The organism is Pseudomonas sp. ICMP 8385 (genome assembly GCF_002699915.1).
Lineage (GTDB): Bacteria > Pseudomonadota > Gammaproteobacteria > Pseudomonadales > Pseudomonadaceae > Aquipseudomonas > Aquipseudomonas gessardii.
Genome location: NZ_LKBY01000092.1, coordinates 1 through 15,109, shown reverse-complemented (window position 1 = coordinate 15,109; position 15,109 = coordinate 1). Strand labels below are relative to the sequence as shown.

19 protein-coding genes are annotated in these 15,109 nt (G+C 61.3%); 10 read left to right on the top strand and 9 right to left on the bottom strand.

Annotated elements, in window-relative coordinates; translation table 11 throughout:
* Positions 1-78: 78 nt before the first annotated feature.
* From AO268_RS11315 to AO268_RS11300, 3 genes are all read right to left on the bottom strand, one after another.
* Entirely contained in the window at positions 79-450 is a 372-nt protein-coding gene (locus tag AO268_RS11315) for a glutathione S-transferase N-terminal domain-containing protein (RefSeq protein WP_029300369.1), read from the bottom strand.
* A gap of 103 nt (positions 451-553) precedes the next feature.
* Complete coding sequence (folE, locus tag AO268_RS11310) at positions 554-1,099, bottom strand: GTP cyclohydrolase I FolE (RefSeq protein ID WP_218927881.1); 546 nt, start codon at positions 1,097-1,099, stop codon at positions 554-556.
* Between the two features lie 292 nt (positions 1,100-1,391).
* Entirely contained in the window at positions 1,392-1,997 is a 606-nt protein-coding gene (locus AO268_RS11300; RefSeq protein ID WP_236309156.1) for an ester cyclase, read from the bottom strand.
* A 160-nt stretch (positions 1,998-2,157) separates the two neighbouring features.
* On the opposite strand from AO268_RS11300, the gene AO268_RS11295 reads away from it, so the two are divergent.
* Positions 2,158-2,571, top strand: coding sequence for a winged helix-turn-helix transcriptional regulator (locus AO268_RS11295; RefSeq protein ID WP_099168717.1), 414 nt, complete (start codon positions 2,158-2,160; stop codon positions 2,569-2,571).
* 50 nt (positions 2,572-2,621) lie between these two features.
* On the opposite strand, the gene AO268_RS11290 is transcribed toward AO268_RS11295, so the two are convergent.
* The 3 genes from AO268_RS11290 to AO268_RS11280 all read right to left on the bottom strand — a co-directional run bounded on the left by AO268_RS11290 (position 2,622) and on the right by AO268_RS11280 (position 4,310).
* Positions 2,622-3,179 carry a Smr/MutS family protein gene (locus tag AO268_RS11290; RefSeq protein ID WP_099168716.1) on the bottom strand — a complete coding sequence of 186 codons (558 nt, stop codon included), beginning with the start codon at positions 3,177-3,179 and terminating at the stop codon, positions 2,622-2,624.
* 76 nt (positions 3,180-3,255) lie between these two features.
* Positions 3,256-3,576, bottom strand: coding sequence for a hypothetical protein (locus AO268_RS11285; protein ID WP_099168715.1), 321 nt, complete (start codon positions 3,574-3,576; stop codon positions 3,256-3,258).
* A gap of 143 nt (positions 3,577-3,719) precedes the next feature.
* Entirely contained in the window at positions 3,720-4,310 is a 591-nt protein-coding gene (locus AO268_RS11280) for a cysteine hydrolase family protein (RefSeq protein WP_099168714.1), read from the bottom strand.
* 239 nt (positions 4,311-4,549) lie between these two features.
* Between AO268_RS11280 and prmB the strand changes: the two genes are divergently transcribed.
* Entirely contained in the window at positions 4,550-5,458 is a 909-nt protein-coding gene (gene prmB, locus AO268_RS11275; RefSeq protein WP_099168713.1) for a 50S ribosomal protein L3 N(5)-glutamine methyltransferase, read from the top strand.
* 166 nt (positions 5,459-5,624) lie between these two features.
* On the opposite strand, the gene AO268_RS11270 is transcribed toward prmB, so the two are convergent.
* Both AO268_RS11270 and AO268_RS11265 read right to left on the bottom strand, forming a co-directional pair.
* A complete protein-coding gene (locus AO268_RS11270; RefSeq protein ID WP_099168712.1) occupies positions 5,625-6,428 on the bottom strand; it encodes a hypothetical protein in 804 nt (267 codons plus the stop codon).
* A gap of 100 nt (positions 6,429-6,528) precedes the next feature.
* A complete protein-coding gene (locus AO268_RS11265) occupies positions 6,529-7,491 on the bottom strand; it encodes an alpha/beta hydrolase (protein WP_099168711.1) in 963 nt (320 codons plus the stop codon).
* A gap of 142 nt (positions 7,492-7,633) precedes the next feature.
* Here AO268_RS11265 and aroC point away from each other — a divergent pair, with 142 nt between their 5' ends.
* The 4 genes from aroC (at position 7,634) to AO268_RS11245 (ending at position 10,964) form a co-directional block, all read left to right on the top strand.
* The gene (gene aroC / locus AO268_RS11260) at positions 7,634-8,725 is read left to right on the top strand and encodes a chorismate synthase (protein ID WP_099168710.1); all 1,092 of its coding nucleotides are present in this window, start codon (positions 7,634-7,636) and stop codon (positions 8,723-8,725) included.
* A gap of 10 nt (positions 8,726-8,735) precedes the next feature.
* Complete coding sequence (locus AO268_RS11255) at positions 8,736-9,884, top strand: MFS transporter (protein WP_099168709.1); 1,149 nt, start codon at positions 8,736-8,738, stop codon at positions 9,882-9,884.
* A gap of 46 nt (positions 9,885-9,930) precedes the next feature.
* Positions 9,931-10,476, top strand: coding sequence for a 1,2-dihydroxy-3-keto-5-methylthiopentene dioxygenase (locus tag AO268_RS11250; protein WP_099168708.1), 546 nt, complete (start codon positions 9,931-9,933; stop codon positions 10,474-10,476).
* 215 nt (positions 10,477-10,691) lie between these two features.
* Positions 10,692-10,964 (top strand): response regulator transcription factor, encoded by a 273-nt coding sequence (locus AO268_RS11245; RefSeq protein ID WP_099168707.1) that lies wholly within the window; start codon positions 10,692-10,694, stop codon positions 10,962-10,964.
* Between the two features lie 52 nt (positions 10,965-11,016).
* Here the strand turns inward: AO268_RS11245 and AO268_RS11240 are convergent, their stop codons facing one another.
* Complete coding sequence (locus tag AO268_RS11240; RefSeq protein ID WP_099168706.1) at positions 11,017-11,295, bottom strand: DUF3509 domain-containing protein; 279 nt, start codon at positions 11,293-11,295, stop codon at positions 11,017-11,019.
* A 339-nt stretch (positions 11,296-11,634) separates the two neighbouring features.
* Here AO268_RS11240 and AO268_RS11235 point away from each other — a divergent pair, with 339 nt between their 5' ends.
* The 4 genes from AO268_RS11235 (at position 11,635) to AO268_RS11220 (ending at position 14,916) form a co-directional block, all read left to right on the top strand.
* The gene (locus AO268_RS11235) at positions 11,635-13,461 is read left to right on the top strand and encodes a long-chain-acyl-CoA synthetase (protein ID WP_099168705.1); all 1,827 of its coding nucleotides are present in this window, start codon (positions 11,635-11,637) and stop codon (positions 13,459-13,461) included.
* A 109-nt stretch (positions 13,462-13,570) separates the two neighbouring features.
* Positions 13,571-14,086: an ankyrin repeat domain-containing protein gene (locus AO268_RS11230; protein ID WP_099168704.1), complete on the top strand. Its 516-nt coding sequence runs from the start codon at positions 13,571-13,573 to the stop codon at positions 14,084-14,086.
* Positions 14,087-14,126: 40 nt separating this feature from the next.
* Positions 14,127-14,657 (top strand): hypothetical protein, encoded by a 531-nt coding sequence (locus tag AO268_RS11225; RefSeq protein ID WP_099168703.1) that lies wholly within the window; start codon positions 14,127-14,129, stop codon positions 14,655-14,657.
* Between the two features lie 67 nt (positions 14,658-14,724).
* Positions 14,725-14,916 (top strand): PLDc N-terminal domain-containing protein, encoded by a 192-nt coding sequence (locus tag AO268_RS11220; RefSeq protein ID WP_099168702.1) that lies wholly within the window; start codon positions 14,725-14,727, stop codon positions 14,914-14,916.
* Positions 14,917-15,109 lie beyond the last annotated feature (193 nt).

The following is a 15,109-nucleotide window of genomic DNA, read 5'->3' as shown; positions in this document are numbered from 1 at the left end:
TGGGTCAGCCAATAAATTTGGTACTGATACACCGCCATCGCGAGCAAGCCCGCTCCCACATTTGGACTGCGTTTTCGGTCAGATCGCGGCGAAGCGCTTATCCAGGTAATCGATGATCACCTTGGAGTCATACATCCAGGTGGTCTGGCCATTTTCTTCGATACGCAGGCACGGCACCTTGATCTTGCCACCTTGGGTAAGCAGGGTCTGGCGGTCTTGCTCGTTGTTCTTCGCGTCCTTGAGCGCCACCGGTACATTCAGGCGGTGCAGGGTGCGGCGGGTCTTCACGCAGAACGGGCAGGCGTGGAATTGATACAGGGTCAGGCCCTTGGCCGCTTCATTGACCTGTGCCTGTTGCTCGGCGGGGCGCTGCTTTTTACGCGGGCGGGTAAGGAAGTCGCCCGCGATGATAACGTGGCCGAGGCCCACTCGGAGTGCTTTGACGAACATGGCTGAAACCTCTTGCCCATGACAGAAGGGGCCGCAGCTTACCTGATTTCCACAGGCGAAAAAAAACCGGCGAGATGAATGCCGGTTTTTCTGACGCAGCCGGTTACTTGATCAGGCTGAGAAACTCGCTGCGGGTGGCCGCGTTTTCGCGGAACTCACCCAGCATCACCGAGGTGATCATCGACGAATTCTGTTTCTCCACACCGCGCATCATCATGCACATGTGCTTGGCCTCGATCACCACGGCAACCCCCAGGGCACCGGTCACTTGCTGGACCGCCTCGGCGACCTGGCGGCTGAGGTTTTCCTGGATCTGCAGGCGACGGGCATACATATCGACGATCCGCGCGACCTTCGACAGGCCCAGGACCTTGCCGCTGGGGATATAGGCCACATGGGCCTTGCCGATGAACGGCAGTAGGTGGTGTTCGCACAGCGAGTACAACTCGATGTCCTTGACCAGCACCATTTCGCTGTTGTCGGAGCTGAACAGGGCACCGTTGGTGACCTCGTCCAGTGTCTGCTCGTAGCCGCGGCAAAGATACTGCATGGCCTTGGCGGCACGTTTTGGCGTGTCGAGCAGGCCCTCGCGGGAGACGTCCTCGCCGATTTGGCCGAGGATCGCGGTGTAATTCTGTTCCAATGTCACAGGGCTGTATTCCGTATGGGTTTCAGAGCGGTACGGTTTCTGCCTGTACCAATTTTGTACCATCCAGGCTTTGTCCAAGCTTCCCGAGTTCACTCCAGTGTTTGCTGGAGTGGGTCTGCACGTTAGCGATGAACCCGAGGTTTATGCCTACCATTGGGCACATAGTAGCGTACGTGTGCCGACAGTTGTATTGCCGGCGGCTTCGGATCGGCAATTCTACCAGAGCCGCCTGCAAGTGTTTGTCGGTCACGCTGGCCTACCGGATACTCACGCTCTGCTCCCGCCTTGCGTCCTAACGCTGGGCCGCGCCTTTGCGTGGGGCGAGGTCCGCCGGATTGACACCGATCTGACGCAGGAACTCCGCGTTATCCCACATCAGCCATTCTTCGGCCATCTTGCCGTTTTCCCAGCGCGCCACGGTCACCATCGAGTACTTGAACGGTTTGTGGGTCGGCGCGATCGTGCGGCCATCGGGCAGGCGCAGCGGGCGGGTGAAGGTGCCTTCCATGACGCCGGTCACCGAAGTCAGGTTGCCCTGGGCGATCTTGTTGCTCTGGGTGCGGATCCGGGTGTCGGGCGCAAAGGCGAACAGCCCTTTCATATCTGCGATATGGGGATCGATACCGACGGTCTGACGCCCGTCGGGCCAGTGCACGATGATGTTGTCGGCGTGGGATTTGGAGACCTCGTCCCATTTCTGGCCGCTGTAGACGCGCAGGTCGAGATCGGCAAAATTCACCAGGTTGGCTTGCTCGGTTTGCTCTTGGGCCTTGTAGCGCTGCAGTTCCTGACTGGCGGCGGACGCGTCTGGCGTCCGGCCTTGCCCGCTGCAGGCCGACAGCGCGAGTACGATTAGGGTCGTTGCCGAGATAGCCAGCATGGAGGATGTTTTGGGCATACGGAAAATCTCCTGTTGAGGGGTTCCAGAGTCTGGCGACTGAGGGAAGGGGCACCGCAAATACTCAGGTCGGGGAGGTACGCGCGATGCTTGTAAACACTTTGTTTGGTGGGCTGGGTTATTGTAGGTCTCACCCACATCCACACAAGAAGGCACTTTTTTGAGCGAAACGAACATTTCTGTTCGCGTATCGGAGACGGCGCATAACTATCAAGGTTGTCTATTGATTGCGCAGGTACTGGCGCGAATCGGCGACAAGTGGACCGTGCTGGTCGTTGGGGCGCTGTCACGCGGGCCGGTGCGCTACAACCAGATCCAGCGTACCGTCGAGGGGATTTCGCAGCGTATGCTCACGCTTACCCTCAAGCGGCTGGAACAAGACGGGATCGTGAAGCGCACGATGTTCCCGACTATTCCGCCGAGGGTCGAGTACGAACTGACAGACCTTGGGCACGAACTGGTCGTGCCCCTGGGAGCGCTGCATGCGTGGGCCTTGAAGTATCAGCCGACGATAGTGGACGCGCGCGCGCGGTATGCCGAGAAAGAACGCGAGAATGCGAAACTGGCTGAATAGCGGCGGGGCGGGCCCTGGGCGCGGTGTTGTTGGCACGCGTGCGCTGTGGGTTACTCGTCACGCCCTTCGAGCATCGTGCGCTTGAGCATCACATACACCGCACCGGCACCGCCATGGCGCGGTTGGCAGGAGGTGAACCCGAGCACTTGGGCATGCTGGCGCAGCCAGGTGTTGACGTGGCTCTTGATCATCGGGCGCTTGCCGTCCAGGCGCACGGCCTTGCCGTGGGTCACGCGCACGCAGCGGATTTCAAACTGGGTGGCTTCGGCCAGGAACGCCCAGAGGGTTTCCCGGGCTTTTTCCACGGTCATGCCGTGCAGGTCGAGGCTGCCCTCGAAGGGGATCTGCCCGGCCTTGAGCTTGCGTACCTGGCTTTCCTGGACCCCGTCGCGGGACCACATCAGCTCGTCTTCGGGGCCCACATCAATCACGAACTGGTCCGACAGACCGTCCACCGTGGTGGCATCCGTACGCACCGTGGCCGCCTGGCGCAGCTTGGCGATCTGCGCGCGGTCGGTCTTCGGTTTGCCGGTGTCGGCGCGGTCGTGCTTGATCGGCTTGACGCCGCGCAGCTCGTTCTTGAACAGGGAAAAATCGTCGTCTTGCATATCAGCCTCCGCGAAGGGCGGGCAGTTTACCCAAATCGAGGCGGTCGATGCGGGACAAAACGCTATCAGTGTTCCCTCAGTCGTGTTTTTTCATCAGGTGCGAGGCAATGTTCAGCGCCAGTGGCTGGCGCATGCGACGTCGGCAGCGGCGCCACAGCCAGATACCCAGCCACAGGATCAACAACCCGCTGCCCAGCAGCACGCCGCCGTCGCCCGGGCTGGCATTGAGTTCGCCCAGCGCGGGCGAGTGGCCCAACAGGCCGGCACCACCGGCCAACGCAAGCAGTAGGCCACACAGCGCGAGCAACGCGGCAAATGCCACGCCCAGGCGCAGACGCCAGTTGCTCGGGCCCTTGGGGCGCAAGCGACGAGCGTCAAATCCATCGGATATCTTCATTCCGACCTTTCCTCCAGGGTATCGGCCCTTCGACCGGCAGATAAACAACTTGTTCCGGGTGGGGAGGCAATTGCGGTAAATGACAGGTTTTAGCGGATGAGCGGGACCCAGGGAGGGGGCCACACCGCTCATCGGCAGGGCGATCAGACCAAGTCTTGGGTCAAGGCGAGGGTGGCGAAGTTGTCGGCCATGATGGCCATTTCTGTTTGCTGCACATGCTCGGCGCTGAGAATGCCGCCTTTGTAAGGCAGGTCGCGGGTGGCGCAGGCGTCTTCTACCAGGGTGCAGCGAAAGCCCAGGTTCTTCGCCGCGCGCACCGTGGTGCTGACGCTGGAGTGGCTCATGAAGCCGCAGACGATCAAGTCCAGGGAACCCAGGTCCTGCAGGGTTTTTTCCAGCAGCGTGCCGTGGAACGCGCTGGGCAGCAGCTTGCCGATGATGGTTTCATCATCGTGTGGCTCCAGGCCGGGGATGAACTCGCCGCGTTCGCCCTGGGGGTCGAACAGGCCGCCGACGGTGCCCAGGTGGCGGACATGCACGATCGGCCGCCCGGCCTTGCGTGCGGCCGCGCTCAGTTGCTTGATATGTTCTACGGCGGCCTCCATGCCCGACAGGGCAAGCGGGCCGCTCAAGTATTCTTTCTGGGCATCGATGATCACAAGGGTCGCGTGGCTCAAATTGGCCGGTGCGTAACCGCGACCGCTGAGTTGAAACATCGTCTTTGGAACGGACATTCTGGGGCTCCTGTGAGTGGGGCTTTTGCGACATTGTCCTCTGGCTGAGCGGTTCTGTGAATCGCTACTAACGTAAGGTGCGCCGTTGTTGGCCTACAGCCATGTCAAGAGGGGCTGCTGTGTAACAGAAAAACCTTAAGTCAGGTTGAATCTGACGCACCGCAGCGGTTTTTCATACATCGTCCGTACAGCTTAAGGCTGTTAGAATTGCCAGTCGTTTTTTCCTGGAGCTTGCCCCCGTGATCACTTCCCGCCTGCGCACCTTGCGCGACCATATCCGTTGGGCTGTCAGCCGTTTCCATGGGGAAGACCTGTTTTTTGGCCATGGTACCGATAATGCCTGGGACGAAGCCCGGCAATTGGTGCTGGGTGCGCTGCACCTGCCTTGGGAAATTGCCGACAGTTACCTGGACTGCAACCTCGAAGAAGAAGAGATTTCCCATGTACAGCGCCTGCTGCATCGCCGGATCCACGAGCGCGTGCCCACCGCCTACCTGTTGAAAGAAGCCTGGTTCTGCAGCATGTCGTTTATTGTCGACGAGCGGGTGCTGATCCCACGCTCACCCATTGGCGAGCTGATCGAAAACCGTTTTGAACCCTGGTTGGCCCAGCCGCCGGCGCGCATCCTCGACCTGTGCACCGGCTCCGGTTGCATCGGCATTGCCTGCGCCTACGAGTTCCAGGAAGCCGAAGTGGTGCTGGGGGACTTGTCCTTTGAAGCCCTGGAAGTGGCCAACCAGAACATCGAGCGCCATGGCGTCGACGAGCGCGTGTACACCGTGCAGGGTGATGGCTTCGACGGCTTGCCCGGCCAGCGCTTTGACCTGATTGTGTCCAACCCGCCGTATGTCGATGCCGAAGACTTTGCCGACATGCCCGACGAATACCAGCACGAACCCGAGCTGGGCCTGGCCTGCGGTGACGACGGCTTGAACCTGGTGCGCCGGATGCTGGCCGAAGCGGGCGATCATCTGACCGAGAAGGGCTTGCTGATTGTCGAGGTGGGCAACAGCCAGGTGCACGTTGAAGCGCTGTACCCGGAAGTGGATTTTGCCTGGCTGGAGTTCCAGAACGGCGGGCATGGCGTGTTCATGCTCACGGCACAGCAGTGCCGGGAGCATCAGGCGGTGTTTGCCGCCAGGGTCTGACCCGATATCGCGTAGGAATTGGCCCTAAAAAATGTGGGAGCGGGCTTGCCCGCGATAGCGGTGGGTCAGTTATAAATAGTTGACTGACACTCCGCTATCGCGGGCAAGCCCGCTCCCACCCAAGCCCACACACATTTGCTTGGGTTTGTTCAGTGAAACCAAGTGGTCAGCGATGCGTCGCAATCCAGATCAACAACCCCGCCTGGAACACGGTAAACGCCACCAGGCAGGTGATGGTGAAGCGCAAGCCGCTGTCCTCGCGCTTGAACTTGATGACCTTTTCTTCCTCGTGGCGCAGTTTCACCTCTTGCTCGACCAGGTTCTGCTCGGCCTGTTGCAGCATCTGCGCCGCTTCCAGGATTTCCACGAACTGCACCTTCTCGGTGTTCCAGCTGTCCAGCACTTCGCTGACCTTGCCCGGCTGCACATGCCCCTTCAGATGCTGGACATCGGCATAGGCCACATCAAAACCCTGGATGCGCAAAAAGTGGTCGCGACGCAGGCGCGTGGCTTCGTTCAGCGCGTCCTTGTTCGCCAGGTCCACGCCGTCGACGCGGTAGTGCGACCACTTCTTTTTCGCCCACGCGGCACCCTGGGCCACCAGGAAACGCCCCAGGCCTCGGTTCGCCGGTTCGATTTCCAGGCTGTTGCCCGGGCCGAAATGCACGCGCTGGGTGGCGTGGTCGACCCACACGTCCAGGTGATTCTGTTCACGCCGCACCCGTTGGCTGGGCAGTTGGATGACCATGCGCAGCAAGCTGTGGTCCTTGTTGTTGCGCTCGGCATAGCCAAATTGCACAAAGCGCAGCGGGCGGGCGCCGGTGGCGCGGTCGGTGGCCAAGGGCGCCAGGCGCAGCATCTTGAAGTGTTCGGCCCCAACTTCCGCCCACGGCAGCGCAGCCGCTGCCGCCGCTTCGGTGTCGGCGGGGGTTTCAGCGGGTGGTTGTGGTACTGCTTCGGTGTTCGTCATTCGGTGCGATCCTGTCCAAGCTCTGCAAGTCGACAGGCTTTTTGCTGTTGACCCTGTGCTTATCGGCCGCTTTATCCAGGACTGGAGGGTAAATAGTCGCTTATCGGGGGCGAAGTCCGTCGATAAAGGCAACCAGACGCCGGCCCAGCGCATCGGCGAGGGGCAATTGCGGGTCGTTGTAGGAGCTCAATTGTTGTTTCACATCGTTGGGCACGATGCGCATCACGTGGTTCATGCCGGGAATCACCACCAGTTCGGCGTCGGGTTTGGCCTGCTTGAGTTTCTGGGCATCGGCGACCCCCACTTGCAGGTCGGTGGTGCCCTGGATGATCAGGGCCGGCATCGTCAGTCGGGCGAAAGCCGCTGCTGGGTCGGCACGAAACAGGCTGATCAGGTAAGGCTGCACGCTGGGGCGGAAAATCCCCTGCAGCGGGCCTGGCACATCGGCATCCACCTGGCCGGCCTTGAGTCGATCCAGAATCTGGTGGCTGCGCAGCAGCAGGGCAGGCGGCAGGCGATCGGCCAATTGCTGGCGAATCACCTGGTCCACCGGGCGGGCACTGCCGGACAGGGAAACCACCCCGGCGGGCCGCAGCTCGGGGGCGGCGAGGGCTGCCACCAGGGCACCCTCACTGTGGCCCAGTACCACCAGGGGCCCGAATCGCGGGTCGGCCTTGAGCAACGTGCCCCAGGCCACGGCGTCGGCCACGTAGGCGTCCAGCGTCAGGTTGCGCTCGTCGGGCGTGGCCTGGAGGCTGGCGGCCACGCCGCGCTTGTCGTAGCGCACGCTGGCAATATTATGCCGGGCCAGCACCCAGGCCAGGCGCTTGAGGCTGTCGTTGCGCGCCCCGTCGGCACTGTTGCCGTTGCGGTCGGTGGGGCCGGAGCCGGCGATGATCAGCACCACGGGCACCGGTTTGTCAGACTGGGGCAGCAATAACGAGCCAAACAGCTCGCCGCTGCCAGTGTCCAGGCTGATGGGTCGTTGCAGCACCACAGGGCTGGCGGCGTGGGCGACGGTACAGAACAGGGTGAGGGTGAACAGCAAAACTCGCAGCATCATCGCGCCATCATGAGGAAGGTGCCGGTTGGACCAACGTCTACCGGGAAGGTTTCGAGGATGAACTACTGGGTGAGCCTGCGTATACTGGCGCGCTTAGTTATCACGGTTGAGTTGATTCAACTGATTTCACGGAGCGCTCTGCATGTCCGGCAATACCTACGGCAAGCTGTTCACTGTCACCACCGCGGGCGAAAGCCATGGCCCGGCGTTGGTCGCCATTGTCGACGGCTGCCCGCCCGGCCTTGAGCTGTCCCTGGACGACCTGCAGCGCGACCTCGACCGCCGCAAGCCCGGCACCAGCCGCCACACCACCCAGCGCCAGGAGCCCGACGAAGTCGAGATCCTCTCCGGCGTGTTCGAGGGCCGCACCACCGGCTGCGCCATCGGCCTGTTGATCCGCAACACCGACCAGAAGTCCAAGGACTACTCGGCGATCAAGGACCTGTTCCGCCCGGCCCACGCCGACTACACCTACCACCATAAATACGGCGAGCGCGACTACCGTGGCGGTGGCCGCAGTTCGGCGCGGGAAACCGCGATGCGCGTGGCCGCCGGAGCCATTGCCAAGAAGTACCTGGCCACCCAGGGCATCGTGGTTCGTGGCTACATGAGCCAGTTGGGCCCGATCGAAATCCCGTTCAAGACCTGGGACAGCGTGCAAGACAACGCCTTCTTCAGCCCCGACCCGGACAAGGTGCCGGAACTGGAAGCCTATATGGACCAGTTGCGCCGCGACCAGGATTCGGTGGGCGCGAAAATCACCGTGGTCGCCGAAGGGGTGATGCCGGGCCTGGGCGAGCCGATCTTCGACCGCCTGGACGCCGAACTGGCCCACGCGCTGATGAGCATCAACGCGGTCAAGGGCGTGGAAATCGGCGCCGGTTTCGCCTGCGTGGCCCAGCGCGGCACCGAGCACCGCGATGAGCTGACCCCCGAAGGTTTTGTCAGCAACAACGCGGGCGGCATTCTCGGCGGTATCTCGTCCGGCCAGCCGATTGTGGCGCACCTGGCGCTCAAGCCGACGTCGAGCATCACCACGCCGGGGCGTTCGATCGATGTGCATGGCAACCCGGTGGACGTGATCACCAAGGGCCGCCATGACCCGTGCGTCGGCATCCGCGCCACGCCGATTGCCGAGGCCATGATGGCCATTGTGCTGATGGACCACCTGCTGCGCCATCGTGGGCAGAATGCCGATGTGCGCGTGAGTACCCCGGTGCTGGGCCAGCTGTGACGGTCTGACCGTGACAGCGCTCCCGTACTGGCGACTTTCCAGCTTTTATCTGTTCTATTTCGCCCTGCTGGGGGCGACGGCGCCGTTCCTGGCGCTGTACTTCCACCACCTGGGATTCTCCAGCGCGCGCATTGGCGAGCTGGTGGCAATCCCCATGCTGATGCGTTGCGTGGCCCCCAATATCTGGGGCTGGCTGGGGGACTACACCGGGCGGCGCCTGGCCATTGTGCGCTTTGGCGCGGTGTGCACGCTGCTCAGTTTCTCGCTGATCTTTGTCAGCCAGAGCTATGCCTGGCTGGCGCTGGTGATGGCCCTGCATGCGTTCTTCTGGCATGCGGTGCTGCCACAGTTCGAGGTCATCACCCTGGCGCACCTGCAAGGCCAGACTTCGCGCTACAGCCAGGTCCGCCTGTGGGGCTCCATCGGTTTCATCCTGGCTGTGGTCGCCCTGGGACGGCTGTTCGAGGCCCTGAGCCTGGATATCTACCCGCTGGCGATCGTGTTGATCATGGCCGGCATCGTCGGTGCCAGCCTCTGGGTGCCCAATGCCCAGCCGGCTGCCACAGGCGGGCGCGGCGCCGGCGACGGGTTCTTGCGGCAACTGCGCAGCCCCGGCGTGCTGGCGTTTTATGCCTGTGTTGCCTTGATGCAGATGAGCCACGGCCCGTACTACACCTTCCTCACCCTGCACCTGGAAAACCTCGGCTACAGCCGTGGCGTGATCGGCCTGCTGTGGGCCCTGGGCGTGGTGGCGGAGGTGCTGATGTTCATGGCCATGCGCCGGATTCTCTCGCGCTTCTCGGTGCGCCGGGTGCTGGTGGCGAGCTTCCTGCTGGCGGCGTTGCGCTGGCTGTTGCTGGGCTCGTTCGCCGAGTTCCTGTGGGTGCTGCTATTTGCCCAATTGCTGCATGCGGCGACCTTTGGCAGCTTTCATGCGGCGGCCATCCAGTTTGTGCAGCGCAGCTTCGGGGCGCGCCAGCAAGGCCAGGGCCAGGCCCTTTATGCCGCGCTGGCCGGCACCGGCGGCGCGCTGGGCGCCTTGTATTCCGGGTACAGCTGGAACCAGTTGGGGCCGACCCTGACCTTCAGCATTGCCAGCCTCGCAGCCCTGGCCGCCGCGTGGATCATGGCGCTGCGCTTGCCCGAGGAACGGCCATGAGCCCGGCCCATCACCTGCAGACTCTTACCGCCCGAGGACCCTATTTATGAGCATTCTTTGCGTTTATCACGTTTCTACCCCGGACACCCCGAACAAGGTCCTGACCCACGCTGACGATATTGCCTCGACCCTGGCCGAGCAGGGCGTGGGCTTCGAGCGCTGGTCGGCCAACACCCGTGTCGAAGCCGGCGCCAGTGCGGCCGAGGTGACGGCGGCGTACCAGGAGCACATCGACAGCTGGATGACGGCACACGGCTACGCGCAGGTGGAAGTGTTGAGCGTGAGCCGCGAACATCCGCAACAGGAGGCCCTTGCTGCAAGCCTGCGCGATGAGTATCGCCATGAGGCCGACGAAATCCGCCTGTTCGCCGCCGGGCGTGGGCTGCTCGGCTTGCACATCGACGATTACGTCTACACGCTGCTCTGCGAAAAACATGACCTGTTGCGCATCCCGGCCGGCATGCCGCGCTGGCTTGACCTGGGGGAAGAACTGCGGGTGGTCGCGATCAGCCTGTTCCAGACGGTGTTCGGGGCCGTGGCGCAACGCACCGGCAGTGACCTTGCCCAGGGTTTCCCCGGGCTGGATGATTGACGGTAATTCACTATCTGCAAACTTATTCAATATGCTCAAGTTGGATAAGTTTGTGGGAATGGACTGTATGGTTTGTAAGTTATAGCTATTTGTCTATGGGCTGATGTGTTAATTCCAGGCTTTGTGTAACTCTCCCCTCACTGTGTAAGTTCGTCTGTCAATAGGAGGAGTCCGAATATTGGCGGTGCAAATCAATAAGAGAGGGAGAGGTATGCATGAGCAGCCCAGAGGAGCCGACCCCATCCGTGGAGCCTGCGGCAAACGCGGCCTGTGAACAGCTGGCGTTGCAGGATAAGCCGCTGACGGCCAAGGAGTTGGAAATACTGCGCTGGGCCACGGAGGGCAAGACCGTGTGGGAAATCAGCCGGATCCGATGTGTCTCACAGGCCACGGTGAAGTTTCATTTGCGCAATATCTATTGCAAGTTGCACGTCAATAACCGGGTCCAGGCCGTCAGCGAGGCGATCAAGCGTGGGTTGTGCAATTAAAAAAGGGCCGTGAGGCACAACGGCGTCACGACCCTGGAAAACACAGCGCTACTTATGCCGAGTGGTAGGTCGGCAGGGCAAAACGGTTCTGGCTTTGCAGCATCGAGATCTGCGGTAAGTCACTGGCTTGTTCTGCCAGGTCGCGGCGGATGGCGCTGATGACCCAGGTCAGTTGGTCGGCGGTGTGCAGTTGCTGGTACGAAATCGAGCGCTTGATCTGCTTGCCCTCGGTGTTGCGCAGGGTCAGCAGGATCCCACCGTCAGGGCGCGGTTGGGTGGTGACGTCGTAGTTGGAGAATACAGAAGCAAACTTGTCTTGGATCAGGCTCATGTCTATTGGCTCCATTGGCTCGTGTTGTGCGGCATGGAGTGATAGGTGCAGTGATTGTGCCAGTATTGTGATTTGTATAAATCATTTATAAATCAATAGCTTATAAAAAATAGAATTTTTCGGTTTCGTGCAATATGCATGAATGGCCATCGTGCATCCTGCATTTTGCGCTATCGGGCGCTGACCAACGGTACTGACGGCGGGATACAAAACATTGCAAATCCTGCGTGTACAGCCAAGGAATGGCTGGCGTATTTTCCTGCAAGGCATTCAGGAACGGTCCTACACCGTACGAAGGCCCACGGATCATACGAATAATAAGAAAAAGGACTTTTGTGCATGAGCAATCCGAACAGCGAGATGATTACCCTCGGCATGATGTTGCGTAAGGTGCCGACCATTGTCAGGGCCCTGCCACGCCTGGTGCGCGGTATCCGCGTTGCCAATATCACTGACCCCGACCAGCCGTGCGGGCTGGGCTGGACCTTCGAGCAGGCCACCCAACGCAACCCCGAGGGCGCCGCGCTGCTGTACGGCGACCAGGTGCTCAGTTACCGCCAGGCCAACCAGCACGCCAACCGCATCGCCCATCATCTGCAGGCCCAAGGTATTGGCAAGGGCGATGTGGTCGCACTGTTTATTGAAAACCGTCCCGAGCTGTTGCTGGCGGTACTGGCGGTGGCCAAGGTCGGCGGCATCTGCGCCATGCTCAACACCGCGCAGACCCAGGCGGTGCTGGTGCATAGCCTGACCCTGGTCAACCCGGTGGCGATTGTGGTCGGCGCCGAACTGGTCGAGGCCTACGATGCGGTGCGTGAGCAGGTGGCGATTGAGCCATTGCGCACCTGGTATGTTGCCGATCAACAGGTGACGCCGGTGCCCCGGGGCTATATCGACCTGATGGCCGCCAGCGCGCAGAGTTCGACGGACAACCCGGCCAGCAGCCAGCAGATCTACTTCAACGACCCGTGTTTCTATATCTACACCTCCGGCACCACCGGTTTGCCCAAGGCCGGCATCTTCAAGCATGGGCGCTGGATGAAGTCCTCGGCCAGCTTTGGCACCATCGCTCTGGACATGGGCCCGGACGACGTCGTCTATTGCACGCTGCCGCTGTACCACGCCACCGGGTTGTGTGTGTGCTGGGGCTCGGCGATTGCCGGCGCGTCGGGGTTTGCCATCCGCCGCAAGTTCAGCGCCAGCCAGTTCTGGGACGATGTGCGCAAGTTCAACGCGACCACCCTGGGTTACGTCGGCGAGCTGTGCCGCTACCTGATCGACCAGCCCCCCAGCCCGCGCGACCGCGACAACCGGGTGGTGAAGATGATCGGCAACGGCTTGCGTCCCGGGGTGTGGGGCCCGTTCAAGGAGCGTTTTGGCGTCGAGCATATCTGCGAGCTGTACGCCGCCAGCGACGGTAATATCGGCTTCACCAACGTGCTTAATTTCGACAACACCATCGGCTTTTCCCTGATGCACTGGGCGCTGGTGGACTACGCCCACGACACCTGTGAGCCGATCCGTGGCAGCAATGGTTTTATGCGTGAGGTGGCGAAGGGCGGCCAGGGCCTGCTGCTGGCCAGGATCGACGACAAGGCACCGTTCGATGGCTACACCGACCCGGAAAAGAACCGCAAGGTGGTCTTGAGCGACGTGTTTGAAAAGGGCGATCGTTATTTCAATACCGGCGATCTGTTGCGCAGTATCGGCTTTGGCCATGCGCAGTTCGTCGATCGCCTGGGCGACACCTATCGCTGGAAGGGCGAGAACGTCTCCACCACCGAAGTGGAAAACATCTTTATGCAGCACCCGCAGATCACCGAGGCGGTGGCCTACGGCGTGGAAATCGCCAACACCAATGGCCGGGCCGGGATGGCGGCGATTACTCCGTCCGAATCCCTGGCCAGCCTGGATATGCAGGCATTGCTGCAGTTCGCCCAGAGCCAGATGCCCGCCTATGCAGTGCCGTTGTTCCTGCGGATCAAGGTGAAGATGGAAACCACCGGCACCTTCAAGTACCAGAAGATGCGGCTCAAGGAAGAAGCGTTCGACCCGGCCCGGGTCGGTGATGATCCCCTGTATGCCTGGTTGCCGGGCACTGACGCCTATGTGCCGGTGACCGGGCAGGTGCTGGCGGATATCCAGGGTGGAAAGTATCGCTACTGAGGGTCTGTGATAGCGCCTGACTATCGTGGCGTTCGGCAAAAAAGGGGTGACAGGCGTAGCGCCGCTCGGGAAACTAACGGCCTTACGCCACACCCACAGGGAGCCGCAGATGTCAGATCAAGCCAAAAAAATGACCGAAGAAGAAGCCGCCGAATTTGCCGAGCAGGTTTTCGACGTCGCCCGCCGAGGCGATGCCGCAATGCTGGCCGCGTTGCTGGCCAAGGGCTTGCCGGTCAATCTGCGTAATCACAACGGCGATACCTTGTTGATGCTGGCCGCCTATCACGGGCACGCCGAGGCGGTGAAAGTGCTGCTGGAGTTCAAGGCAGACCCACAAATGGCCAACGACAAGCACCAATTGCCGATGGCCGGCGCGGCGTTCAAGGGCAGCCTTGAGGTAGTCAAGGCGTTGATTGAAGGGGGCACCCCGGTTGACGGCGCCTCGGCCGATGGCCGCACGGCGCTGATGATGGCCGCGATGTTCAACCGCACCGAGATGGTCGAGTACCTGATCAGCGTGGGGGCCAACCCCAAGGCCACGGATGCCCAGGGTGTGACGGCGTTGGTGGCGGCCCAGACCATGGGCGCTGCGGATACGACGGCGCAGCTGCTAAAACTGGTGTAGGCTTTGCGCCCTCAAAATCAGCCTCGCTACAGGATTGCCCATGAACACCGCGCTCGTCGAACTCATCACTAAAATCAGTTCCGGTTGCCTGGGCGACGCCGAGATCGTGCAGATCGCCGACGAGGCCACCCAGGCCTACGCCGATGCCGATGGGTTCCTGGCGGCCAACCCGGATATCAACTACGACGACAGCTTCCCCATCCCCCTGGGCGAGTGGATAGTGGTTGGCAGCCTGCCGGAAACCGTGCTGTTCCAGGCCGATACCTACCAGGACCTGTTCGCCCAGATCGTCGCGTCCTTTGGTCCGGGCGTCGAATTCAACCTCAAGCCCAAGCAACTGGCCAAGACCGAGGCGCTGACGGCGCTCAATCGTATCCAGATCCAGCTCGGCGCCATGAACCCGGAAAACGGCGGCTACACCCTGATGAACTTCAGCCAGTTGCTCGATGACGAGATCCAGGCGGTGTTGGTGTATGGCAACGACGTGCCACGGGTGCTGGAATTGTGTGCCGAAACCGGGATCAAGGGCGAGCCGTCCCTGGAAGCCCTGCGTATTGCGCTGCACGTGTGAAATAAAACGGAACCCTGGTCAGGGCTGGCTATCCTAAACAGGCAAACCCTCACTTAGGAGCGACACCATGGGTTCCACATTTAATGGCCTGATCGGGCTGATCATCCTGGCGCTGGATATCTGGGCGATTATCAACGTGTTCAAAAGCGGCGCCAGCACCGGGGCCAAAGTGTTGTGGATCCTGTTGATCCTGTTCCTTCCAGTGCTGGGCCTGATTATCTGGGCTATTGCCGGGCCACGGGGGAATGTGCGGATCTGAGCCTCATGGGTCGCACTCAAATAATGTGGGAGCGGGCTTGCTCGCGATGGCAGTGGGTCAGTTGATAAATAGTCGACTGACACTCCGCCATCGCGGGCAAGCCCTAATGCCAGTCAGTTAAGAAATTGACTTCTCCGCCAAGCAATAATAGAAACGGGCTCTGTTTTTATGAGTTCGTTTCATGCCCCTCCAA